The organism is Mesorhizobium sp. C432A (assembly GCF_030323145.1).
Classification (GTDB): Bacteria; Pseudomonadota; Alphaproteobacteria; order Rhizobiales; family Rhizobiaceae; genus Mesorhizobium.
In genome coordinates, this window is the sequence record NZ_CP100470.1 from 3398806 (window position 1) to 3420243 (window position 21438).

A 21438-nucleotide genomic window follows, 5' to 3' on the forward strand; every position below is an offset into this window, starting at 1 on the left:
GGAAATGATTCCGGCAGGGCTGGACAGGACCGGTATCGGCGGCTATATGCCCGCCAACGCCGGTTTTACCGGTCGAGTGGGTGCGTAGCTCAGTTGGTAGAGCAGCTGACTCTTAATCAGCGGGTCCACAGTTCAATCCTGTGCGCACCCACCAAATTTCTAGAAGAGTTGGTGGAAGACCTTGGGATGCCGGACGCGTTGACGCGCCTCGACATGCCTCAATCATGGGGCAGGTTTGCCTTAAAGTCGGCGGCCGGTAAGCCGGGTGCGCTATTTGGCGAAGGAGGGAAGGCCGCGCTGGATTAAGAAAGGCCCGGAAGCCGAAGCCGCCATCAATTAAAGCCAGTTTGAAACCACGGACTGGTGTCATACCCTAAGCGCGGACTATAATGATCCAGGAAGTTTTCGGCCCTATTTGACGGTCGCGCAACCACGGTGCCTGTCGATTTGCAATCCGGTTTCGCGGTCGGCTTGCTGCCAGCCTTCTTATGAGCTGTAGAACACGAGGTTGTAGCCTGAGCGGTGGCCACCTTTTTCTTCTCTTTCGCAACAGCTGCTCCGGTAACGGCCAATACTATTGCTACGCCAAAGACAACGAGTTTCATTGAAAACGCCCTCACCCTGCACAATCCGTAATGATTGCGCCTGGTCACCGTTACGTCAATCACATTTTGCCGGCAACGGCGGCGAATAGTGCCAGTAAAAAGAGCCTACCACAGAAGCAGCGGGCCAACCCCCAGGTGGGGAATCTTTCAGCGGCCGTGCTGTTCGAGCCACCAGCCCGGAATGCCAGTGACCGGCCCGACGATGGTCAGTGAAGGTTCGGGCCGGCGCCCTCCCGCCAAATCGCTCTAGCTACTTCTCCGAAACGCCAGCCTCGGCAAAGCTCGCCATCCTTACATGGCATTCCAGCGCCGAGCGGACGATGTTGACGGCGAGGCAGGCGCCGGAGCCTTCGCCGAGCCGCATGCCGAGGTCGAGCAGCGGTGGCAGGCCGAGCGCTTCGAGCAGGCGGCGGTGGCCGGATTCGGCTGAGACATGGGCGGCGATGGTGTGGGCGAGGCCTGAGGGGTGCAGTCGCGCCAGGGGTGCTGCGGCGGCCGTGCAGACGAAACCGTCGAGCAGCACCGGCACATTGTTGTGGCGGGCGGCGAGCGTGGCGCCGAAGATGGCGGCGAGTTCGCGACCGCCAAGGGCGGCGGCGATCTTCAGCGGGTCGGACAGCGCGTCGGCATGGCGCTTGAGGCCGGATTCAATGGCGGTGACCTTGCGCTTCAGCCCGGCATCGTCGACGCCGGTGCCGCGCCCGGTCCATTTTTCAGCGCCGCCGCCGAACAGGGCGGTCGAGATGGCGGCCGCCGGTGTGGTGTTGCCGATGCCCATCTCGCCGAAACAGACGAGGTCGAGGTCTTTCGTCACCGCGTCATAGCCAGCCGAGACGGCGGCGAGAAATGTCTTTTCATCCATCGCCGGCACGGCAGTGAAATCGCCGGTCGGATGATCGAGATCGAGCGGGATGACGTCGAGTTCCGCGCCGGCGATGCGGGCCAGCTGGTTGATGGCGGCGCCGCCGCCGGCGAAATTCGCCACCATCTGCACCGTCACTTCCGACGGGAAGGCCGACACGCCTTGCGCCGTCACACCGTGGTTGCCGGCGAACACGAAGACTTTGACGCGGTCGAGTTTCGGCATGTCGCGACCCTGCCAGCGCGCCAGCCAGGCGGCGAGAGTTTCCAGCCGGCCCAGGCTGCCTTGAGGCTTGGTCAGCGTGTCCTGGCGGCGGGCGACGGCGTTGGCGGCGGTATCGCTGCCGGCAGGCAGATCGAGACAGGCGGCGCGCAGTTCGTCGAATGATTTGAATGGCATGGGGAAGGAATCTCCGGGGAAGAATCAGGACAGGGAAACGGAAGCGACGAGCAGGACAGTGATCTCGCCCAGCTGCTGCAGGGCGCCGATCGTGTCGCCGGTGTGGCCGCCGATCTGGTTGAGGCAGAGCGCGCGCAAGGCGCTGAACACGAGAGCGAGCAAGGTCAGTGCGGCAAAGGCGCCGCCGAGCCCCAGGGTCAGAAGCGGGATGGCCCCGAGCACGGCGCCGAGAACAGCTGTCTGGGCCGAGACGGTCCCGGCGCCGGCAGACAGGCCGTCACTGCGCGCCGCCGGCGCCAGATGCATGAACGCGCCGAGCAGGCCGCGCGATGCGGCGTGGGCGGCGATCAGCGCCAAGAGCACGCCTGTCGGATTGGCCAGTTGCGACAGCGCGCTCCAGCGGATGAGCATCGACAGGCCAAGCGCCGAAGAGCCATAGGCGCCGATGCGGCTGTCGCGCATGATCTCCAGTTTTTTATCGCGTGTCTTGCCGCCGCCAAAGCCATCTGCGACATCGGAAAGCCCGTCCTCATGCAGGCAGCCCGTGGCGAGCAGGGTTGCTGCAAGCGCAAGGGCTGCTGCCGGGCCGGGGGCAAGGCCGAGCTGTACGCCCGCGGCGTAGACGACAGCACCAGCCACAGCGACGGCGAGGCCGGCGACAGGCGCCGCCCAGATCGCATCGGCCAGGCTGCGGCCACGAAGGTCGAAGACCGGCAGCGGCAGCCGGGTGAAGAAGACGAGGCAAAGCGCGACGTCGTCGAGCGCTTGCCGGGGCGAGGGCACGGAGGTCATGCACCCCTCGCAATGGCGTGGAAGAAGGTGCCGCTGACATGGCCGCGGCGATAGCCGGAGGCGCCGAGCGGATTGCCCTGGCCGTCGGCGAGATCGGCCAATGGCTCGTCATTGCCGGTCGCAATCATCTGCGCATAGTGGAATTCATGGCCGCGGATCAGCGCGCCTTGCGGCCCCAGCGGACAGGCGACGCGCAGGCGTGCCTCGCGGTAGCCGAGGTTCATCTTGCGCTTGGCAAAGCTGGTGGAATGGCCGAGCAGGCCAAGCATGGCGTGCGTCTCGCCGGCCGCGTCCTCCAGCGCTTCGCCCAGCACCATGAAGCCACCGCACTCACCATGGATCGGCTTGGTCTCGGCAAACCTGGCCATGCCAGCTCGAAAATTGGTTGCGGCCGCGAGGCTGCCGGCGTGAAGCTCGGGATAACCGCCGGGCAGCCAGCAGACATCGCAATCCTGCGCCGGTGCTTCGTCGGCGAGCGGCGAGAACGGCACGATCTCGGCGCCGGCCTGACGCCAGTGGCCGGCGACGTGCGGATAGAGGAAGGTGAAAGCGGCGTCTTCGGCGAGCGCGATTCGTTGGCCGGGCGGCTGCAAGGCATGTTCGAAACTGCCTGATGCCGGCGAAAACGGCGCGGCCAGCGCCATGATGGCGTCAAGGTCGAGGGATTTCTCGACCATGTCGGCGAGGCGGTCGAGATGCGTCATCAGGTCGGCATATTCGCCGGCCTGGACGAGGCCGAGATGGCGCTCCGGCAAATTGAGCGTGGGATCGCGCAGGATGGCACCGACGACCGGCAGGCCGAGCGTTTCGATCGCCTCGCTGCACAGCTTGCGGTGGCGCTCGCTGCCGAGACGGTTGAGCACGATTCCGGCCATGCGCACATCCGAGTCGTAGGTGGCAAAACCCTTGGCGACGGCGGCCGCCGTCGTCGACTGTCCCGAGACGTCGAGCACCAAAAGCACCGGCAGGTGGTAGAGCCGCGCCAGATCGGCGGCCGAGCCGGTGCGGCCTTGTCCGGCCGGGATGCCGTCGAACAGGCCCATGGCGCTTTCGAGGAAGAAAAAATCGGCGTCCTCGGTGGCATTGCCGGCCAACGCGTTGAGCAGGTCAGGCGACATCGCCCAGCTGTCCAGGTTGACGCCGGACAGGCCAGTGGCGGCGGTATGAAAACCCGGATCGATATAGTCGGGGCCGGACTTGGCGCCGCGCACCTTGATGCCGCGCCGGGCGAGCGCGCGCAAAATGCCGATGGTGACGCTGGTCTTGCCGGAGCCGGAACGCGGCGCGCCGATGATGATGGCGCGGGTCATGCATTACCCGCCAGTGCTGCGCGCATGGCGACGATGCCGCCGACGACAATGAGGGCCGGCGAGGCCAATTCCGCCGCGGCGGCCGCTTCGGAAATGGTGGCGAGTGTCGCGACGACGGTCCGCTCCTGCGGTGTCGTCGCCGAAACGATGACAGCCGCCGGCGTCGACGGCGCCAGCCCGCCTTCGAGCAGCGACGCGGCGATAACAGGCAGATTGGCCATGCCCATATAGATGACCACCGGCTGGCCGGTGCGGGCGATCGCGCCCCAGTCGAGATCGTCATCGGTGCCGGCGGCATGACCTGTCGCCAGAATGATCGCCTTGTTGATGCCGCGCATGGTTGCGGGAATGCCGGTGGCGGCCAGCGCGCTCAGCCCCGATGTCAGGCCGGGCATGACGCGGAAAGGGATTTTTTCGCGCGCCAGCGCCAGCGCCTCTTCGCCGCCGCGGCCGAAAATATAGGGATCGCCGCCCTTCAGCCGGACGACGCGGCGGCCCTCGCGTGCCAGCCGCACCAGCAAAGCGGTGATGTCGTCCTGCTTCATCGACGGCTTGCCGCCGCGCTTTCCCGCAAAGAACAGTTCGGCCTTTTCCGCGACAGCGACGACGTCGGGCGAGACCAGCGCGTCGTAGACCAGCGCATCTGCCTCGGCTAAAGCCGCCAGCACTTCCAGCGTCAGGCAGCCGGGATCGCCGGGACCGGCGCCGGCCAGCCAGACATGGCCCGGCTCAAGCCGGCGCGGCTTGAAGTTCAGCCGTGCAAGCGCCTGTTCGAGCGTCGGGTTTTCGCTTTTGGTCTTGCCGCTCACAATCCGTCCCGCCCGCGAAAACGCCGCTGGTAGTGGGCGTCGTACAATGAACTCTCGCCAAAACCTTCGGCTGCCAGCGAGCGGCCGACGAAGATGATCGCCGTGCGCTCCATGGGATCGGCGGCGAGCAGCGCCTCGATGGTCGCTAGCGTGCCGGTCAGCACGCGCTCGTCCGGCCATGAAGCGCGAAAGACGATCGCCACCGGGCAATCGCCGCCATAATGCGGCGACAATTCGGCGACGACGCGATCGATGGCGTGGATGGCGAGATGAATGGCCAGTGTGGCGCCGGTGCGGCCGAAGCCGGCCAGCGTTTCGCCCGGCGGCATTTTCGAGGCGCGGCCGGAGACGCGGGTCAGCACCAGGCTTTGCGCCACCTCGGGAATGGTCAGTTCGCGGCGAAGGGCTGCGGCTGCGGCGGCGAAAGAGGGAACGCCCGGCGTCAGCGTGTAAGGAATGCCGTGTTTTTCCAGCCGGCGGATCTGCTCGGCCACGGCGCTCCACACCGAGAGGTCGCCGGAATGCAGGCGGGCGACATCGTGGCCGGCCTGGTGGGCTGTCACATATTCGACCTCGATTTCGTCGAGTGACATCGGCGCCGTATCGATCAGTTTGGTCCCCGGTGCGCAGTGTTGCAGCAATTCCGGCGCGACGATCGAGCCGGCATGCAGACAGACCGGGCAGCTTGCCAGCAGCTTGGCGCCGCGCAGTGTGATGAGGTCGGCGGCACCGGGACCGGCGCCGATGAAATGCACGGTCATGGCGCGTCTCCGCTGATGGCGATGGCGCAGGTGACCGAGCCGAGCACGGTGCGCGGACCAAGCAGCTTTGCACCGGGGCCGGCAACGGCAAGGGCGGAGGCTTCTGAGACGGAGGGTGTGCCGGCGAGGTCTTGCGAGAGATCGGATTTGCTGAGTGCCTCCGACGAGACGGCCTGAAGTGCTGCGTCATCAACGATGATGACGGGAAGGTTGAGCGTGCGGCCAGCGGCAGAGATCGCTTCTTCGTCTTTCTTGAGCGCGGCGGTGGCCAAGGCCGACAGCGCCGTTATCGCCAGCCCGTGCGCTTCGAGGGCGGTTTCGATCGCCGCGAGCACGTCTTCGACGCTCACGCCCTTCCGGCTGCCGATGCCCGCCACCATCATGGCTTCACCCAGCTCCACTGGGTGACCGGCATGGCCGGGCGCCAGGCCTGCATCGAACCGACAGGAGAAGCGCGGGAAATGGTGATGCGGGTGAGGTCGCCGCCGCGCTTGATGTGCTCCGCGAGAAGCAGCGCCTCCATCTCCAGCGTCACCGCATTGGCAACGAGACGGCCACGGGATGGCAGCGCCTTGATGGCGGCGTTCAGTACGCCGGCGTCGCTGCCACCTCCGCCGATGAAGATCGCATCCGGCGTGTCCAGCCCGGCCAGTGCCTTGGGCGCCGACCCTTCCACCACGACAAGACCGGGCACGCCGCAATGCGCGGCGTTGCGGACGATGCGGGCGGCGCGGTCGCTGTTGGCCTCGATGGCGATGGCGCGCATCGAGGGATGGGCGAGCATCCATTCGATGCCGATGGAGCCGGAACCGGCGCCGATGTCCCACAGCAATTCGCCACGCCTCGGCGCCAGCGCCGCAAGCGTGATGGCGCGGATGTCGTGCTTGGTGATCTGGCCGTCGTGCTCGAACAGATGGTCGGCGCGGCCAACGGTCAGCGGCAGGATGCGGGCCTCTTGTGTCGATTCAAGCTCAAGCGCCAGCACGTTGAGCGGATTGATGTCTCTGAGATCGAAAGCGTCGGCACGTGCCGAGCGAAGCTTCTCGTTCGGTCCGCCCAGCGCTTCCAAAACCGTCAGCCGCGAAGCGCCGAAATCGAGCTCTACGAGCAGGCGCGCGATTGCTGTGGGTGCATCGCCGTCCGATGTCAGCGCCAGGATGCGCGCGCTGGGATGCAGCAGCGGCCGGATCAGGTCGAGCGGCCTTCCATGCAGCGAGATCGTCTCGATGTCCTGCAACGCCCAGCCGAGCCGGGCGGCAGCCAGCGAAATCGCCGATGGCGCGGGGATGACATGCATCTCTTCAGGCTTGACCTTGCGGGCAAGGGTGGCGCCGACGCCGTGGAAGAATGGATCACCGGAGGCGAGCACGCAGACGCGCCGGCCGGCCAGCGCCAGCACGTCAGCAATGCCGGCATCGAAGGGCACCGGCCATGGGCGCTGCTCACCCTTGATGAGCGAAGCTACCAGCGCCAGATGCCGCTTGCCGCCGAAGACGGTCTCGGCGTCAGCGATCTGCCGCTTGGCCTCGTCGCCGAGACCCGCTAAACCGTCCTCGCCGATGCCGACGAATGCAAGCCATTTTGGCGTGGGCTGTTTTTTTGACATGTCGCGCCGCCCCTCATCCGCCTGCCGGCACCTTCTCCCCGTGTAGTAATGGGGAGAAGGGAGACGCTCCGGCGCTGACGCCTCCCTCTCCCCGTTCTTCACGGGGAGAGGGTAGGGGTGAGGGGCAGCGCCGACGCTGTTCAACATGGTGCTCATGAAGAAGATTCTGATCCTTGGCGGCACGATAGAAGCGCGCCAATTGGCCGAAAAACTGGTGGAAGATTTCCGTGTCACCTTGTCGCTGGCCGGCCGCACCGAAAGCCCGGTCGCGCAAGGCGTGCCGGTGCGCAGCGGCGGATTTGGCGGCGCCGACGGGCTGGCCGCCTATCTCAGGGAGGCGGGCATCGACCTGCTGATCGACGCCACGCATCCCTATGCCGCGCGAATTTCCGCCAATGCGGCGCAAGCCGCGCAAATGACCGGCGTGCCGATCCTTGCTTTGCGCCGCCCTGGCTGGGAGCCTGTCGATGGCGACCGCTGGACGCAGGCCGATACGACAGGCGATGCGGTGCACGCGCTTGGACCGGCGCCGCGCCGTATCTTCCTGGCGCTTGGTCGCCAAGAGGTCGCGGCTTTCGAGGCGGCGCCGCAGCATCACTACCTCATCCGCAGCGTCGATCCGGTCGAGCCGAAACTGGCGGTGCCGGATGCGGCCTACCTTCCGGCGCGCGGGCCATTCCGCGAGGCGGATGAACGCGCACTGCTCGAGGAGCACCGCATCGATGTCGTCGTATCCAAGAACAGCGGCGGCGAGGCCACCTACGGCAAGATCGCCGCGGCGCGGGCGCTCGGTATCGAGGTGGTGATGGTGCGCAGGCCCTTCCTGCCGGAGGTGCCTTCGACCGAGACCGTCGATGAACTCGCCGCTCTTGTTGATAAATTTTGGGTCGATCATTTGCTCGACCCCGTCGCGGAGCGCGGCGTGTAGACCAGCGCCGGTTTGTCGCCGCGCTTGATGATCCGTGTTTCCGGCGAACCGATGATGATGCAGGTCGCCATGTCGGCCTTTTGCGCGTCGACATCGGCCAGCAAAAAGACCTCGATGCGCTCGTCCGGGCGGCCGGCGGCGCGGCCGAAGATGACCGGCGTGGTGCCGGGCAGGATGGCGCGCAGGCATTCGAAGGCACGGCCGAGCTGCCAAGGGCGCGCCTTGCTGATCGGATTGTAGAGCGCGATGACGAAGCCGGCGCCGGCGGCAGCGAGCAGGCGCAGTTCGATCAGCTCCCACGGTTTGAGATTGTCGGATAGCGAGATGGCGCAGAAATCATGGCCGAGCGGGGCGCCGATGCGGGCGGCGACAGCCAGCATCGCAGTGATGCCCGGCACGACGGCGACATCGACCGCGCGCCACTCGGCCGGACCGGCCTCGATCGCCTCACAGACCGCGGCGGCCATGGCAAAGACGCCGGGATCGCCGCCGGAAACGACGGCGACGTCATGGCCCTCGGCGGCCTTGACCAGCGCGTCCTTGGAGCGGGCGAGTTCCTCGCGATTGTCCGAGGCGACGCGGGTCTGGTCCGGGCGAAGATCAAGCCGGTCGAGATACGGCTTGTAGCCATAGAAGAACTTTGCCTCGGCGACGGCGCGGCTGGCTTGCGGCGTCACTTGATCGGCATTGCCGGGCCCAAGGCCGATGACGGTTAGGCGGCCGCTCATGGCTTGGCTCCCATGACGCCAGGCCGGCCGGACCAGCCGGCAACCAGCACGATGGCGAAATAGGGCGCCTTGTCGTCCGGCTTGTCGGCAAGCTTCATCGTGATGCTGCCGGCCATGGTGCCGCGCTCGACATAGACGGCGCGGGCGAGCTTGCCGGTGGCCTCCAGCGCCCGCCTGATCTTGGGCAGGTTGCGGCCGACCTTCATGATGACGGCGGCATCGGTGTCGGCGAGACGGCGTGTCAGTTCGAATTCGCTCATCGTGCCGGGCAAAACCGTCAGCACATCGTCGCCCTGGACGATCGGCACGCCGGTCTGCGACCAGCAGCCCGACATGGCGGTGACGCCGGGGATGACTTCGGTCGGGAAGCGATGGGCGAGGCGGACATGCAGGTGCATGTAGGAGCCGTAGAACAGCGGGTCGCCTTCGGAGAGCACGGCGACCATGCGGCCGGCTTCGAGGTGTTCGGCGACCTTCTCGGCCGACTCCTCGTAGAAATCGGTGATCTGCGAACGGTAGTCGTCGTGATCCTTGTCGATCTCGGTGGTGACGGGGTAGAGCAGCGGCAGTTCCAGCATATCCGGCCGGAAGCGCGCCTCGACGATGGCGCGCGCGTTGCTGTTGTTGCCGCGCTTGGCGAAGTAGGCGACTACATCGGCCTCGGCCAGGACGCGCGCGGCCTTCAGCGTCAGCAGCTCGGGGTCGCCAGGCCCCGTGCCGACGCCGACAAGACGGCCTTTTGCCAGATCTTCTTTGACGGCTGCGTTCACAGGCCAGGCCTCGCCAGCGAATTGAGCGCGGCTGCGGTCATGGCGCTGCCGCCAAGCCTGCCGCGCACGATGGCGTAGGGTACGCCATAGGAATTCTCGGCCAGCGCATCCTTGGATTCGGCGGCACCGACGAAGCCGACCGGCATGCCGATGATGGCTGCCGGCTTCGGCGCGCCGTCGCGCAACTTTTCCAGGAGATAGAACAGTGCCGTCGGCGCATTGCCTATGGCGACCACCGAACCGGCCATACGCTCGCCCCACAGATCGATTGCCGCCGCCGAGCGGGTGTTGCCGATCTCCTTGGCAATGTCGTGCGTGCGCGGGTCGCGCAAGGTGCAGATCACCTCATTGCCGGCCGGCAGCCGGGCGCGGGTGACGCCATGCGAGACCATTTCGGCATCGCAGAAGATCGGCGCGCCGGCCGCCAAGGCGCTGCGGGCGGCGGCGACGAAATCGCTGGAGAAAACAAAATGACTTGATGCTTCGACCTGGCCGCAGGCATGGATCATGCGGATGGCGACGTCGGCTTCCGCCTCGGAGAACCGGGACAGGTCGGCCTCGGCGCGGATGATGGCGAAGGAACGTTCATAGATCGCGTTGCCGTCATGGATGTAGTCGTAGGCGGCCATGCTCATTTCCGTTGTTCAGTTTGTCGGTAAGCCTTGGCGATTGCCGCCGGTCCGAGCCTTGTCAGGCAGGCGGCGGCGGTTTCACCTGGATATCGAGCGCTGCGGACCATCGCTGCGACGCGAACGATGCCGCGCGCGGCGTCATAGCCCGGCCTGTAGCCCGCAGGAAGGGCCTTTGCCGTCGCGTTCACGACAAGTCCGGCTCCGTTTTCGCCGCCGACCAATGTCAGCGCCGCCGGACCGGGGTGCGCGCAGCCCTTGGCGCAGCTGGAAATGTGCAGTGTGAAGTCGAGACTATCGGTCATTTCGGCGGCGATTGTCTCGGCGATGTCGCGCGTGGCGATTTGTCCGGATGCGCAGGCAGGAGTGCCGGGGCAGGCGGCGATGCGGGTGCGCGGGTCGGCGGCGGTGGTGACGAAGCCGAGGGCGGCGGCGGTGGCTCGCAGGGGGTGGTTTGCGGACGACGGTTGGCCGAGGAACAGCAAGGCGCGGCCGGGGGCGAGGCGGATTTCGGCGGTGCCGAGGGACAGGGCGCTTTGGGCGAGGGCGATGAGTTTTTCGGCCGGCATGCTGCCGAAGGGGAGGGCTATGCCGAGAGCGGTGGTGTCGTTGGATAAGGGGAAAAGACCGATAGGCCGGCGAACACCCCCCTCTGTCCTGCCGGACATCTCCCCCTCAAGGGGGGAGATTGCGTCTTCGTGGGCGATTTCGCCAATTTTCAGCGTCGAAAGTGGAGAGCCGCCGGCGACCCTGCTGATCTCCCCCCTTGAGGGGGAGATGTCCGGCAGGACAGAGGGGGGCGCGACGGAGTGCCAGCTTGCGAGAGAGGCCAATTGCCTCTCCGACAGATCCCTTGCATGCGCCTCACGGCCCTTTTCGGCAACCATCCGAAGCACTGCAAGGGCAATGTCGCGTGCGGCATCCGCGTCGACCGTCGCGAGCGGCTTCGCATTCTGTCCATCACCCGCGACAGACACCAGCCACTGAATTCCTGCGCCCACCCGCACCGCCTTCAGCCTGACATCAGCCGTCACCCCATCCATCGTCAACTGCCCGCCGCCATCGACAACCACCGAAACCTTCGGCCCTAGCCTTGGCGTCAGCCCAGCTTCCTCGACCGCAGCCCTGACCCGCTCAGCCAAAGATCGCGGATCGGCAATCTCCCGCGGATCGATGCCAGCCAGCGGCCCGGTCTCGACCGGCACGCCGGTACGCACTGCAATCCCCAGTGCATCGACCTCCGCCGCCAACAGCACCGCACTTTCCGCCGTCAGCCCGCGTATCTGCAGGCTGCCGCGCGCGGTCACTTCCATGATGCCGTTGCCGCGCTTCAAGGCGGATTCGCAGAGTCCGATCAGCGACTTGGGGGAAAGCCCTCCAGCAACCGGGTTGAGCCGCACCAGCAGGCCATCGCCGGTCTGCATCGGCGCCGAGAGAGTCGGACAGGCGCCGCGGCGCGAGAAGGCGTTCATGCCGCGACCCCGAGCGCCTCGGCCTCGGCGATCAGCGCCGCGAGATCGTCGTCGACCGAGTTGCGCAAGGGATGCCAGAGACCGCGCCGGCGCGCCGACAGGAAGCGCTCGGCGATGACTTTGGCAGCGGCCGGATTTTCACGCAGGATGAAGGCGCGGACATCGGGATCGCCGACATAGGCGTCATGCACGGCCTCGATCAACGCGCCCGAAATGGCGTGCGTGGTTTCGGCAAAGCTGATGAGGCGGTCGACGGTTTCGGCAAACTCGGAAGCGCCGCGCGGACCATGCCGCATCTGGGCGGCTATAAAGCGCGCATTAACGGCGCGGGCGCGCACCACGCGCGACACAGCCTCGCCGACCGAGCGCGGCTTGGGCTTCTGCGGATCCGTGGTGTCGAGCACGATCACGTCGGCATTGCGGCCCAGTGCCGCCAGCGCCGCCGAAAAACCGCCGATGAAAGCGACGTCGGCGGAGCCTTCAAGTATATCGCGGCCGGGGTCGTCACCGGTGTGGACGAGAAGATCGGCCTCGGCGACGCGGGTCTCGAAGGCACCGGGGGAAGCGATGCCTTCGCTCTTGGCGCCGCCATAGGCATGCGACGTCGCATCGAGATAGGCGCGGCCGATCTCTTCGCGCGCGGCCCAGTCGCCACTGGACAGCAGGTCCTCGACGCCGGCACCGTAGGTGCCGGGCGAGGTGCCGAAGATGCGCGGGCCGATCTTGCCATCGGCACGGGTTCTGGCGGCGAGCGGGTTTTCCGAATCGTCCTCGTCGCGCGCGGCAACGGCGTTGGCAGCGGCGTCGATCAGCGCGATCTGGGTCGGGAACATGTCGCGGAACAGGCCCGAAATGCGCCAGGTGAGGTCGACGCGCGGGCGACCGAGCGTGGCCGGCGGCAGCACTTCGATGCCGGTGATGCGGCCGGTGGCACTGTCCCATTGCGGCCGGCAGCCCATCAGCGCCAGGCCTTGCGCGATCTCCTCGCCGCCAGTGCGCAGCGAGGCCGAGCCCCAGAGGTCGATGACCAGCGAGCGCGGCCAGTCGCCATGCGATTGCATGTAGCCGCGCACGACTTCTTCCGCTGCCGATCGGCCCAGATCATAGGCGGTCGGCGTCGGCAGGGTGCGCGGATCGGAGGTGAAGAGATTGCGGCCGGTGGGCAGCACGTCGGAGCGGCCACGCGCAGGCGCCCCGGCCGGGCCGGCCTTGACGTGGCGGCCGTCGAGCGCCGCCAGCAGCGCGGCCTTCTCGGCTTCGGCGCTTTGCCGGCGCATGGCGTCGGGTTCGTCGTCTGGCGCGCGGCCGTAAATATGCAGGCCGTCCTTGATGGCGAAATCCTTGAGGTCGCAGAGCCAGGCGTCGATGCGGCGCAGCGCCTCGTCGGGCGCATCGGTTCCGGCGACGCCGGCTTCGGAGGCGAAGCCGGTCTTTTGCGCCGTGTCGACGATCAGCTTGGCCAGACGATCGCGGCGGCGGCGGTCGAGGCCGTCGGCCTGGGCATATTCGTCGACGAGGCGTTCGAGCTTGTGCTGCCCTTCGTCTAGGCCAGCAGCTGCCAGTGGTGGCGGCAGATGGCCAAGCGTGACGGCTGCTATGCGCCGCTTGGCTTGCGCCGCCTCGCCGGGATTGGAGACGATGAAGGGATAGATGACGGGCAGCGAGCCGGTGGCGATCTCGGGGAAGCAGTTTTGTGAGAGCGCAACCGTCTTGCCGGGCAGCCATTCCAGCGTGCCATGGGCGCCGACATGGATGAGAGCATGGATGCGGAGCGATTTGCGCAGCCACAGGCCGAAGGCCAGCAGATCGTGGCGCGGCGGCAGCGTCGGGTCGTGGTAATCGGCGCGCCGGTCGGCCGAGCGGCCACGGTCGGGGGCGAGAGCGACAGTGATGTTGCCGAAGGTGGCGGCGCGGAAGGGGAAGCCGCTCTTACCCTCCCCCTTGTGGGGAGGGTGGCCCGCAGGGCCGGGTGGGGGTGGTGCACCGCTACCCCCACCCCGTTTCGCGCCATCCGCTTCGCGAATGTCGCGAACCGACCCTCCCCACAAGGGGGAGCGTGAAGGAGCACCCCATGCCGCCTCGACTGCAGCCAGTGCCTCAGCCGGCAAATCCTTTGAGAAGTCCAGATACTCATCCAGCCCCAGCCCACCATCGCTCCGCTCCAACGCGTCCAGCAGCGCACGCGGCGTTTCTGGAATCCCGTCAACGCGATAGCCCTGCTCCTTCAGGTCATGCAGCATGGCCAGCACGCTGGACGGCACATCCAGGCCCACTGCATAGCCAGTGCGGCCGGGCGCGCTCGGATAGTCCGGAATGAGGATCGCCAACTTACGCGTCGCGCGGGGCGTCTGCTGCAACCGTGTGAACGCCGCTAGCCTGTCCGCCACTTGCGCCACGCGATCCGGTTCCGGGCGGTTGGCGAAGGCGCGGTGGCCGAGCGCCGGGTCGGTCTCGCTCTCGCCCTTGAAGGAAATCGCGCCGGCGAGGATGCGGCCGTCGAGTTCGGGCAGCACGACATGCATGGCGAGGTCGGCGGGCGCCAGGCCGCGCTGGTTGTTGTCCCAGACGTCGCGGCGGGTGGTGGCGACGATGACCTGGAAGACAGGCACGCCGGCGCGGTCGAAGAGCGTTTCGACGCCGGGTTCGGCGCCGGAAGCGAAGGCGGTTGCGGTGATGATGGCGGTGGGCTTGAGCGTGGCCAGCGCGGTTCCGACGAAGGCCAGGGAGGTCGGGTCTTTGAGGCTGGAGACGAAGATCGGGACCGGTCTCATGCCGCGCTGGCGGAGTGCATCAAAGAGGGCATCGATTGGCGCGACATCGGCGGCCAGCAGCATCGAGCGGTAGAAGAGGATGGGGATGATGGGAGAGTTGATGTTGTCTGCGCCGAGTTCCCGCCCACCCCCCTCTGTCCTGCCGGACATCTCCCCCGCAAGGGGGGAGATTGTGCTCTCATCGACGCTTTCGCCAATCGGGGATGTTGCAGAGGAATCTATTATCGGCTGGGCAGAAAAAGTGCCGAGGTCCGCGCCGGCTGATCTCCCCCCTTGCGGGGGAGATGTCCGGCAGGACAGAGGGGGGTGTGAAGGAACGCCGACATCGGCAAAATCCAACTTGCCAACGACGCCGCGGCCAGGCTCGTAGTAACCAGCTTTCGGCACGCTGACCGGCTCAGCCGCCGCCGCATCCTGCCCAGCCAACCCCGCCAGCCGCTGCATCAGTGCTGCCATATTCTCCGGTCCGCCCTCGCGGAAATAACCAAGCAGGACGTCCAGATCCTCGCGCGGCAGCGTCGAGGCTTCGATCAGCCTGAGATCCTCGTCGTGGCTCTCGCCCGGCAGCAGCGCCAGCTTGATGCCGTTCGCACGGGCAGTCGCGGCAAGCTGGTCGCAGCCATAGCGCCACCAGTCGTAGCCGCCGAGGATGCGCACCAAAATCACCTTGGCGTGGCGGGCGACGCTGTCGATCCAGAGGTCCACGGACATGGGATGGCGCAGGTCGCGCAGCGCCGCCAGCCGCATCGACGGCAGGCGGGCGGCATCGGCCTTCCACGCCGCCGCGAGGCCGGCGAGGTCGCTGTCGGTGAAGGACAGCGCCACGATATCCGCCGGCGTCTGCCCGAGATCGACGGGCTCGGCGAGATCGTCGAGCGAGGCGGATGTGGTGGTGAGTATATGCATTTCGGCTCGTGGTTTGGATCAGCCGGCGAGTATACGCTCGATCGCCGGGCGGTTCAGTCCTTTCAGGCCAATGACGACAAGACGCGAGCGGCGGTCGTCCTCAGCCGCCCAGGCGCGGTCATAGTAATGATTGACGCGCGGGCCGACGGCCTGCAGCAAAAGCCGCATCGGCTTGCCGCCGACATCGACGAAGCCTTTTACACGCAACACGTTTTCCTGTTCGGCGGCGGTGGCGACGCGCTTGGCCAGGTCGTCGGGATTGGCGATCGAGGGGATGTCGACGATGAAGGTGTCGAAATCGTCATGCTCATGATCGAAAGCGCCGTCGTGATGCGACTTGCGGTTCTCGATGTCGTCTTCGACGGCGAGACCGAGGCCAAGCAGCACCGACGGGTCGACCTTGCCATGCGCAGTCGGCACGATTTTTACCGCGCGGGCGGAATGTTCATTGATGATGGCGTTGGCGCGGGCCGAACCGGGGGCGTCCATCAGATCGCTCTTCGACAGGATGATCAAATCGGCGCAGGCGATCTGGTCCTCGAACACTTCTTCGACAGGATCGTCATGGTCGAGCGTCTCGTCCTGAGCGCGCTGTGCCTGCAAAGCGTCCATGTCGTTGGCGACGCGGCCTTCGGCCAGCGCCGGGCCGTCTACCACGGCGATGACACCGTCGACGGTTACCCGGCTCTTCACGCTCGGCCACTGGAACGCCTGGACCAGCGGCTTGGGCAGAGCCAGGCCCGAGGTCTCGATCAGGATGTGGTCAACCTTCGGTGTCAGCGCGAGGATCTTGTCGAGGGCGGGCACGAAATCGTCGGCGACTGTACAGCAGATGCAGCCATTGGCCAGTTCGACGATGTTTTCCTCGGGGCAGGTGTCGATGCCGCAGCCTTTCAGGATTTCCCCGTCGATGCCGATGTCGCCGAACTCGTTGACGATGATGGCGATGCGCTTGCCGCCGGCATTTTCCAGGAGATGGCGGACCAGCGTCGTCTTGCCGGCGCCGAGGAAGCCTGTAACGACAGTGCAGGGAACACGGGAGAGGTTGGCGGCCGGGTTTGAAGCGTTCATCGTCAGTCCTTCAGCATGTCGAGGGGTGGGATGCGGGCAACGAGGCCGCGCTTGAGGCTATCGGGCCGGCCGCGCCACGGGATGAGGCCGTCGGCCGAAGTCGCGAAGAGCTTTGCGCCGGTAACGAGGTCGGCGCCGCTGGTTGCGGTCAGATCGCCGAAGACATAGCTCCAGCAGCCATCGCGCAGGATCGCGGCGCTGAGGCGGCGCTTGCAATTGCCGAGACATTCGGCGGTGCGGACCCGGATATCGCCGGCAGCGGCGCGGCGTGTGTCCTCAGCCAGCAATTCGCCGGCGCGCGGATGGGCGTCGGAACCGGTCTCATCGCGGCAGGAGGCGCAGACGATGACGGTCACGCCGGTCAGGGCGTCGTTGTCGCCGGACGCAATGTCCGTTGTGCCAGCCGAAAAACTGCTGTTCTGGTCCAAAAACCGTGCTCCTTGCCCGGAAACCCGCCAGGCGATCGGATACTTTGTCTCAGACGGCAGGTCTCCTGGCTCGCGAGTCATTGCCTTGGTTAGCCGCCTTCCCGGTGTTACCCAGTGGCTTTCGGCCTTGGCTCTTCGCTTACAGTTGCGGGGACAGCCGCGGATTTGGGATTTTTTCGTCCCGCACCGCATTCCCTCTTGGCCCTTGCCGTTGCGGGCAGGGGACCGTCTGGAGCGGATTTAGGCTTTTGCAGGCAGCGGTGTCAACGCACGGCTACGACATGGCGATGTCGGCAGGGGCTGTCATGTCCCGGCTTCCGGCAGTGCCAGGATGACCTGTCGGATAGCTTGATAGCCATCGCTATAGTCCCAGTCATGACCGACAGCCAGATTCTGTCCCTCATGCCAAACCGCGTTGTCCAGAAGGACTTCGGCACTAATCAGCGTGCCCTTCAAGCCTGCCAGAAAGGTCCGGACAAAATGGCTTCCGGGGGTACCGAAGCTGTGAACAGCTTTTCCAGCTTGGCATAGAATGCTGGATAGCCTGGTGTCAGCGAGCATAGCTCGGTTGTGGCCTGGGAAATGACCGGGCCGCTATAGATTTTCCAGCGGGCATCTTTTCGCCAGATCTTCCAACTGGCGCTGCTTCGCTGCCAAAGCTCTATTTCGGCCTGCATGTTCTCGCAGACGTGATCGGCCAGTCCCTCAATGGCCACATGGAAAACACCACGGAGAAACTTTTCAAACGCCTGGTTCAGTTCCTGTTCGCGCGTGTCGCCGAAGCCAGCAAAGGATTCAATGACCGGCTGAACATCAAGCAGCGGAGAAAAAATGTAGATTTCCAGGACCAGCCGGTCAGAACTCGTCTCGAACACCTCAGCCTCAAACCGAAGCTGCTTCGATTGGAGCATGACGTCCCTATCTCTGCGGACTGCATCTATTCCATGCGCAATGAGGGCGCCATGGATCATGTCGAGCACTTTGTCCGATGCCATTGCACAACCTACGAGGCTTATTGAGGCGTCTATGACAGACGCTGCAAGGGTTGGCCATCTCTCTCGCTAGCCAATGCCGGCCCCAGATTGCCGGCCGGCGTCACTTCGATGCGCTCAAGGCCAAGCCAGCCCTGCATCTCCTTTAGTTCCTCGAAAAGCTGTGCGGTGGTCTCAGGCGGTGCGCCTGCTTCGGCATAGGCGGCGTGGACGCGTAAGACACTCGCAGGCCGGTCGGCCTTGAGGTCGACGCGGGCGACGATCTTGTCGCCGAGCAAGAAAGGCAGCACGTAATAGCCATATTGCCGCTTGTCGGCCGGGGTGTAGATCTCGATGCGGTAGCGGAAATCGAAGAGACGCTCGGTGCGCGCGCGCTCGAAGACCACCGGATCGAAGGGGGCCAGCAAGGCGCGGGCCTCGATCTTTCGCGGCAGGCGGGCGTCCCTATAGAGGTAAGCCGGCTTGTCCCAACCTTCGACGTTTACCGGCAGCAACTCGCCCATCTCGACCAGTTCCTCCAACCGGCCCTTCATGTCGGCCGGCGACAAGCGGAAATAATCGCGCAGGTCACCCGACGTCGCGATGCCGTGGGCGCGGGCAGAAATGCGCAGCAATTCGCGGTGCGCGTCCTCGGCGGCCGGCACCGGCAGATCGAGGATCGCCTGCGGCAGCACGCGCTCGGGCAGGTCATAGAAGCGTTCGAAGCCACGGCGGTGCGCCGTGGTGATGCGTCCGGCCCAGAAGAGCCATTCGAAGGCGTGCTTGGCGTGGCTCCAGCCCCACCAGCCGCCCGAACCTTTCTGGCCTTCCAGTGCCGAAGCGGCAATCGGGCCGCGCTCGGCGACCGCGCGGTAGATCTCTTCGATATAGGCGGCGTGCTCGCGGCCCCATTTGGCGAGGCCGAGATACATTTCGTCGCCTTGCTCGGCCCGCTGCATGCGCCAGCGCATCAGCGGGTAGGTCTCGACCGGCAGGAACGAGGCCTCATGCGCCCAGTATTCGAACACCGTGCGTTTGCGGGTGATGGCCGCATTGTCGAGCAAAGCCAGCGGGTAGGGGCCAAGCCGCGAATAGAGCGGCATATAGTGGGCGCGCACCACCGCGCTGACGGAATCGATCTGCAGCAAGCCGGTGCGCGACAGCACGCGGGCGAGGTGGCGGCGATCGGGCGTGCCGACCGGGCGGGGATCGAGAAATCCTTGCGCGGCGAGCGCGATGCGCCTGGCCGCGGGGAGTGAGATTTTGTCCTTCGTCAAAGTGTCTTGCCTCGAACCATTTTCCCGACTTTAGCCGGCGATTCCGGTCATGCTAGCAGGCAAATGGCGGGAGATGTGTCAGGAGACAAAAGTGGAGTGAAAGATGAAGGAAATCAAACAGGAGGAGATCGGACCAGTTTTTCCCGGCCTGCCGTCCAGCACTGTCTTTTGAACAAGGTTTGACTTGCTTCGCTGAAAGCCGTGCGCTAACCCTCGCCGCGTTGCAGCAAAGGCACCTAAAACGGTTCAGCGGTTAAACTGTCGCGCTTCCGCATTAGGGTTGGTTGCTGTAATCAAAGTGGATTGGCCGCCAACGGAAAGCCGAGCATGAACGTACTCCTCAGTTCATACCTGCCCATCGTCCTCTTCATCGCCGTGGCCGCAGTTGTAGGCCTGGCGCTTATCATCGCGCCGTTCCTGGTGGCTTATCGCAATCCCGATCCGGAGAAGCTTTCCGCCTACGAGTGCGGGTTCAACTCGTTCGACGATGCCCGGATGAAATTCGACATCCGCTTCTACCTGGTGTCGATCCTGTTCATCATCTTCGATCTGGAAGTGGCCTTCCTGTTTCCGTGGGCGGTGTCGTTCTCGAAGATCGGCATGCTCGGTTTCTGGTCGATGATGGTGTTTTTGGCGGTGCTGACCATCGGCTTTGCCTATGAGTGGAAAAAAGGAGCGCTGGAATGGGATTGAACGACAGTTCCGGAACGCTCGTCGCGCCGAAGCCCAAAGGCCTGATCGACCCCAATACCGGACGTCCGGTCGGTTCCGACGATCCGTTCTTCCTCGAGATCAACAATGAACTGGCCGACAAGGGTTTTCTGGTCACCTCGACCGAGGCGCTGATCACCTGGGCACGCAGCGGCTCGCTGATGTTCATGACCTTCGGTCTCGCCTGCTGTGCCGTCGAGATGATCCACACCTCGATGCCGCGCTATGATTCGGAGCGGTTTGGCGTGGCTCCTCGCGCGTCGCCGCGCCAGTCGGACATAATGATCGTGGCGGGAACGCTGACCAACAAGATGGCCCCCGCTTTGCGCAAGGTCTACGACCAGATGCCGGAGCCGCGCTACGTCATCTCGATGGGCTCCTGCGCCAATGGCGGCGGCTATTATCACTATTCCTATTCGGTGGTGCGCGGCTGCGACCGCATCGTGCCGGTCGACATCTATGTGCCCGGCTGCCCGCCGAGCGCCGAAGCGCTGCTCTACGGCATTCTTCTCCTGCAGAAGAAGATCCGCCGCACCGGCACGATCGAACGGTAGACCCATGGCCGCATCCCTGAGCGAACTGTCGACCTATCTCGGCGAAAAGCTGCCGGGCCGCGTCACCGATGCGGTGCTTGCCTATGGCGAACTGACGATCTCGGTTGCTACAGACAATCTGATCGAGGTGACAAGCTTCCTGCGTGACAATTCGGGCTGCCAGTTCATTTCGATCATCGATATCTGCGGCGCCGACTACCCGTCGCGCGTCAAGCGTTTCGATGTCGTCTATCATTTGCTTTCGCCGAAGCAGAATTTGCGCATCCGCATCAAGGTGCAGGCCGACGAAGAGACGCTGGTGCCGTCGCTCACCGCTGTCTATCCCGGCGCCGACTGGTATGAGCGCGAGGCCTACGATCTCTATGGCGTGCTGTTCTCCGGCCATCCGGACCTGCGCCGCATCCTCACGGACTACGGTTTCGAGGGCCATCCCCTGCGCAAGGACTTCCCGCTGACCGGTTTCGTCGAGGTGCGCTACGACGACGAAGCCAAGCGCGTGATCTACGAGCCGGTGGAATTGAAGCAGGAATTCAGGAACTTCGATTTTCTCTCGCCATGGGAAGGGACGGACTACGTCCTGCCGGGCGATGAGAAGGCGAAACAGTGAGTAGGAAGTAGTGAGTAGTCAGTAGCAAAAGATTTGGAGCAACGGATCGAATCTTATCGCGACTTGAAGGTGTGGCAATCGGCGATGACGCTTGCTGAGGATTGCTACCGTTTCACCAAAGAGTTTCCGAGGGATGAGATTTACGGCATGACCTCTCAGATGCGCCGATCGGCGGTTTCGGTCGCAGCGAACGTCGCGGAGGGATACGGTCGGGAGAACAGAGGGTCGTTCGTTCAATTTTTGCGCATGGCGCAAGGCTCGTTGAAGGAACTGGAGACACACATACTGCTGGCATGTCGGGTTGGCCTGCTGCGAAAAGACAATGAGATTGAGCTGCCGCTGCGATGCGAAGAGATTGGAAAAATGATGAGATCTCTTATCCGAACGGTGCAGGCCAAGCAGGCGGAATGAAGCAGGCATTGAGATTGATGATCACTACTCACTACTCACTACTGACTCTTCGCCAGAGGC

Annotated in this window: 23 protein-coding genes, 1 tRNA gene and 1 riboswitch; of the genes, 6 read left to right on the forward strand and 18 right to left on the reverse strand. The window is 65.1% G+C overall.

Features of this window, described 5'->3' with window-relative positions; all coding sequences use genetic code 11:
• The first annotated feature begins 78 nt into the window (after positions 1-78).
• Positions 79-154: transfer RNA gene (locus tag NLY33_RS16415), tRNA-Lys, on the forward strand.
• Positions 155-332: 178 nt separating this feature from the next.
• Here the strand turns inward: NLY33_RS16415 and NLY33_RS16420 are convergent.
• The 8 genes from NLY33_RS16420 to NLY33_RS16455 form a co-directional block, all read right to left on the reverse strand.
• The gene (locus NLY33_RS16420) at positions 333-605 is read right to left on the reverse strand and encodes a hypothetical protein (RefSeq protein ID WP_156932593.1); all 273 of its coding nucleotides are present in this window, start codon (positions 603-605) and stop codon (positions 333-335) included.
• Between the two features lie 250 nt (positions 606-855).
• Positions 856-1866 carry a nicotinate-nucleotide--dimethylbenzimidazole phosphoribosyltransferase gene (gene cobT / locus NLY33_RS16425; protein ID WP_023706148.1) on the reverse strand — a complete coding sequence of 337 codons (1011 nt, stop codon included), beginning with the start codon at positions 1864-1866 and terminating at the stop codon, positions 856-858.
• A gap of 24 nt (positions 1867-1890) precedes the next feature.
• Entirely contained in the window at positions 1891-2658 is a 768-nt protein-coding gene (locus NLY33_RS16430) for an adenosylcobinamide-GDP ribazoletransferase (RefSeq protein ID WP_031196366.1), read from the reverse strand.
• Positions 2655-3968 (reverse strand): cobyrinic acid a,c-diamide synthase CobB, encoded by a 1314-nt coding sequence (locus NLY33_RS16435; RefSeq protein ID WP_023706146.1) that lies wholly within the window; start codon positions 3966-3968, stop codon positions 2655-2657. The genes NLY33_RS16430 and NLY33_RS16435 overlap by 4 nt, the downstream gene beginning before the upstream one ends.
• A complete protein-coding gene (cobA, locus tag NLY33_RS16440; RefSeq protein ID WP_023706145.1) occupies positions 3965-4777 on the reverse strand; it encodes a uroporphyrinogen-III C-methyltransferase in 813 nt (270 codons plus the stop codon). The genes NLY33_RS16435 and cobA overlap by 4 nt, the downstream gene beginning before the upstream one ends.
• Complete coding sequence (gene cobM / locus NLY33_RS16445; protein WP_023690316.1) at positions 4774-5538, reverse strand: precorrin-4 C(11)-methyltransferase; 765 nt, start codon at positions 5536-5538, stop codon at positions 4774-4776. Before cobM ends, cobA begins: the two co-directional genes overlap by 4 nt.
• Positions 5535-5921, reverse strand: a complete 387-nt coding sequence (locus NLY33_RS16450) for a cobalamin biosynthesis protein (protein WP_023706144.1) — start codon at positions 5919-5921, stop codon at positions 5535-5537. Before NLY33_RS16450 ends, cobM begins: the two co-directional genes overlap by 4 nt.
• The gene (locus NLY33_RS16455) at positions 5918-7144 is read right to left on the reverse strand and encodes a bifunctional cobalt-precorrin-7 (C(5))-methyltransferase/cobalt-precorrin-6B (C(15))-methyltransferase (RefSeq protein WP_023706143.1); all 1227 of its coding nucleotides are present in this window, start codon (positions 7142-7144) and stop codon (positions 5918-5920) included. The genes NLY33_RS16450 and NLY33_RS16455 overlap by 4 nt, the downstream gene beginning before the upstream one ends.
• Positions 7145-7298: 154 nt before the next feature.
• Here NLY33_RS16455 and NLY33_RS16460 point away from each other — a divergent pair, with 154 nt between their 5' ends.
• On the forward strand, positions 7299-8072 hold the full coding sequence (locus tag NLY33_RS16460; RefSeq protein WP_033002276.1) for a cobalt-precorrin-6A reductase: 774 nt from the start codon (positions 7299-7301) through the stop codon (positions 8070-8072).
• Here the strand turns inward: NLY33_RS16460 and NLY33_RS16465 are convergent.
• The 10 genes from NLY33_RS16465 to NLY33_RS16505 form a co-directional block, all read right to left on the reverse strand.
• Entirely contained in the window at positions 8036-8800 is a 765-nt protein-coding gene (locus NLY33_RS16465) for a precorrin-3B C(17)-methyltransferase (RefSeq protein WP_023706141.1), read from the reverse strand. The genes NLY33_RS16460 and NLY33_RS16465 overlap by 37 nt on opposite strands.
• The gene (locus NLY33_RS16470; RefSeq protein WP_031196364.1) at positions 8797-9570 is read right to left on the reverse strand and encodes a precorrin-2 C(20)-methyltransferase; all 774 of its coding nucleotides are present in this window, start codon (positions 9568-9570) and stop codon (positions 8797-8799) included. The genes NLY33_RS16465 and NLY33_RS16470 overlap by 4 nt, the downstream gene beginning before the upstream one ends.
• On the reverse strand, positions 9567-10199 hold the full coding sequence (locus NLY33_RS16475; RefSeq protein ID WP_023685188.1) for a precorrin-8X methylmutase: 633 nt from the start codon (positions 10197-10199) through the stop codon (positions 9567-9569). The genes NLY33_RS16470 and NLY33_RS16475 overlap by 4 nt, the downstream gene beginning before the upstream one ends.
• Positions 10200-10201: 2 nt before the next feature.
• Positions 10202-11671 (reverse strand): precorrin-3B synthase, encoded by a 1470-nt coding sequence (gene cobG / locus NLY33_RS16480; RefSeq protein WP_023706140.1) that lies wholly within the window; start codon positions 11669-11671, stop codon positions 10202-10204.
• Positions 11668-15348, reverse strand: coding sequence for a cobaltochelatase subunit CobN (gene cobN / locus NLY33_RS16485; protein WP_286438803.1), 3681 nt, complete (start codon positions 15346-15348; stop codon positions 11668-11670). Before cobN ends, cobG begins: the two co-directional genes overlap by 4 nt.
• Positions 15349-15366: 18 nt before the next feature.
• Positions 15367-16419, reverse strand: a complete 1053-nt coding sequence (cobW, locus tag NLY33_RS16490) for a cobalamin biosynthesis protein CobW (RefSeq protein ID WP_023698338.1) — start codon at positions 16417-16419, stop codon at positions 15367-15369.
• A gap of 2 nt (positions 16420-16421) precedes the next feature.
• Positions 16422-16847 carry a DUF1636 family protein gene (locus NLY33_RS16495; RefSeq protein WP_023690949.1) on the reverse strand — a complete coding sequence of 142 codons (426 nt, stop codon included), beginning with the start codon at positions 16845-16847 and terminating at the stop codon, positions 16422-16424.
• A gap of 38 nt (positions 16848-16885) precedes the next feature.
• Positions 16886-17092, reverse strand: a riboswitch (cobalamin riboswitch).
• 58 nt (positions 17093-17150) lie between these two features.
• On the reverse strand, positions 17151-17408 hold the full coding sequence (locus NLY33_RS29510; protein WP_353620295.1) for a DUF6348 family protein: 258 nt from the start codon (positions 17406-17408) through the stop codon (positions 17151-17153).
• Positions 17300-17842, reverse strand: coding sequence for a DUF6348 family protein (locus NLY33_RS16500; RefSeq protein WP_286438804.1), 543 nt, complete (start codon positions 17840-17842; stop codon positions 17300-17302). Before NLY33_RS16500 ends, NLY33_RS29510 begins: the two co-directional genes overlap by 109 nt.
• Before the next feature lie 29 nt (positions 17843-17871).
• Positions 17872-19095, reverse strand: coding sequence for a winged helix-turn-helix domain-containing protein (locus NLY33_RS16505; protein ID WP_286438805.1), 1224 nt, complete (start codon positions 19093-19095; stop codon positions 17872-17874).
• Positions 19096-19422: 327 nt separating this feature from the next.
• Between NLY33_RS16505 and NLY33_RS16510 the strand changes: the two genes are divergently transcribed.
• From NLY33_RS16510 to NLY33_RS16525, 4 genes are read left to right on the forward strand one after another with little or no spacing between them, the layout of a single operon-like run.
• Positions 19423-19788, forward strand: coding sequence for an NADH-quinone oxidoreductase subunit A (locus tag NLY33_RS16510; protein ID WP_023670825.1), 366 nt, complete (start codon positions 19423-19425; stop codon positions 19786-19788).
• A complete protein-coding gene (locus NLY33_RS16515) occupies positions 19779-20360 on the forward strand; it encodes a NuoB/complex I 20 kDa subunit family protein (protein WP_023670824.1) in 582 nt (193 codons plus the stop codon). Before NLY33_RS16510 ends, NLY33_RS16515 begins: the two co-directional genes overlap by 10 nt.
• Before the next feature lie 4 nt (positions 20361-20364).
• Positions 20365-20967 (forward strand): NADH-quinone oxidoreductase subunit C, encoded by a 603-nt coding sequence (locus tag NLY33_RS16520; protein ID WP_023685194.1) that lies wholly within the window; start codon positions 20365-20367, stop codon positions 20965-20967.
• 33 nt (positions 20968-21000) lie between these two features.
• Entirely contained in the window at positions 21001-21378 is a 378-nt protein-coding gene (locus NLY33_RS16525; RefSeq protein ID WP_031196361.1) for a four helix bundle protein, read from the forward strand.
• Positions 21379-21438: the final 60 nt, after the last annotated feature.

Coding starts and splice junctions, on each gene's coding strand:
- NLY33_RS16460 (WP_033002276.1), top strand. CDS start 7,299: ATGAAGAAGATTCTGATCCTTGGCGGCACGATAGAAGCGCGCCAATTG.
- cobM (WP_023690316.1), bottom strand. CDS start 5,538: ATGACCGTGCATTTCATCGGCGCCGGTCCCGGTGCCGCCGACCTCATC.
- NLY33_RS16420 (WP_156932593.1), bottom strand. CDS start 605: ATGAAACTCGTTGTCTTTGGCGTAGCAATAGTATTGGCCGTTACCGGA.
- NLY33_RS16520 (WP_023685194.1), top strand. CDS start 20,365: ATGGCCGCATCCCTGAGCGAACTGTCGACCTATCTCGGCGAAAAGCTG.
- NLY33_RS16500 (WP_286438804.1), bottom strand. CDS start 17,842: ATGGCATCGGACAAAGTGCTCGACATGATCCATGGCGCCCTCATTGCG.
- cobT (WP_023706148.1), bottom strand. CDS start 1,866: ATGCCATTCAAATCATTCGACGAACTGCGCGCCGCCTGTCTCGATCTG.
- NLY33_RS16435 (WP_023706146.1), bottom strand. CDS start 3,968: ATGACCCGCGCCATCATCATCGGCGCGCCGCGTTCCGGCTCCGGCAAG.
- NLY33_RS16455 (WP_023706143.1), bottom strand. CDS start 7,144: ATGTCAAAAAAACAGCCCACGCCAAAATGGCTTGCATTCGTCGGCATC.
- NLY33_RS16475 (WP_023685188.1), bottom strand. CDS start 10,199: ATGGCCGCCTACGACTACATCCATGACGGCAACGCGATCTATGAACGT.
- NLY33_RS16465 (WP_023706141.1), bottom strand. CDS start 8,800: ATGAGCGGCCGCCTAACCGTCATCGGCCTTGGGCCCGGCAATGCCGAT.
- cobN (WP_286438803.1), bottom strand. CDS start 15,348: ATGCATATACTCACCACCACATCCGCCTCGCTCGACGATCTCGCCGAG.
- cobG (WP_023706140.1), bottom strand. CDS start 11,671: ATGAACGCCTTCTCGCGCCGCGGCGCCTGTCCGACTCTCTCGGCGCCG.
- NLY33_RS16515 (WP_023670824.1), top strand. CDS start 19,779: ATGGGATTGAACGACAGTTCCGGAACGCTCGTCGCGCCGAAGCCCAAA.
- NLY33_RS16450 (WP_023706144.1), bottom strand. CDS start 5,921: ATGATGGTGGCGGGCATCGGCAGCCGGAAGGGCGTGAGCGTCGAAGAC.
- NLY33_RS16510 (WP_023670825.1), top strand. CDS start 19,423: ATGAACGTACTCCTCAGTTCATACCTGCCCATCGTCCTCTTCATCGCC.
- NLY33_RS16430 (WP_031196366.1), bottom strand. CDS start 2,658: ATGACCTCCGTGCCCTCGCCCCGGCAAGCGCTCGACGACGTCGCGCTT.
- NLY33_RS29510 (WP_353620295.1), bottom strand. CDS start 17,408: ATGCTCGCTGACACCAGGCTATCCAGCATTCTATGCCAAGCTGGAAAA.
- cobW (WP_023698338.1), bottom strand. CDS start 16,419: ATGAACGCTTCAAACCCGGCCGCCAACCTCTCCCGTGTTCCCTGCACT.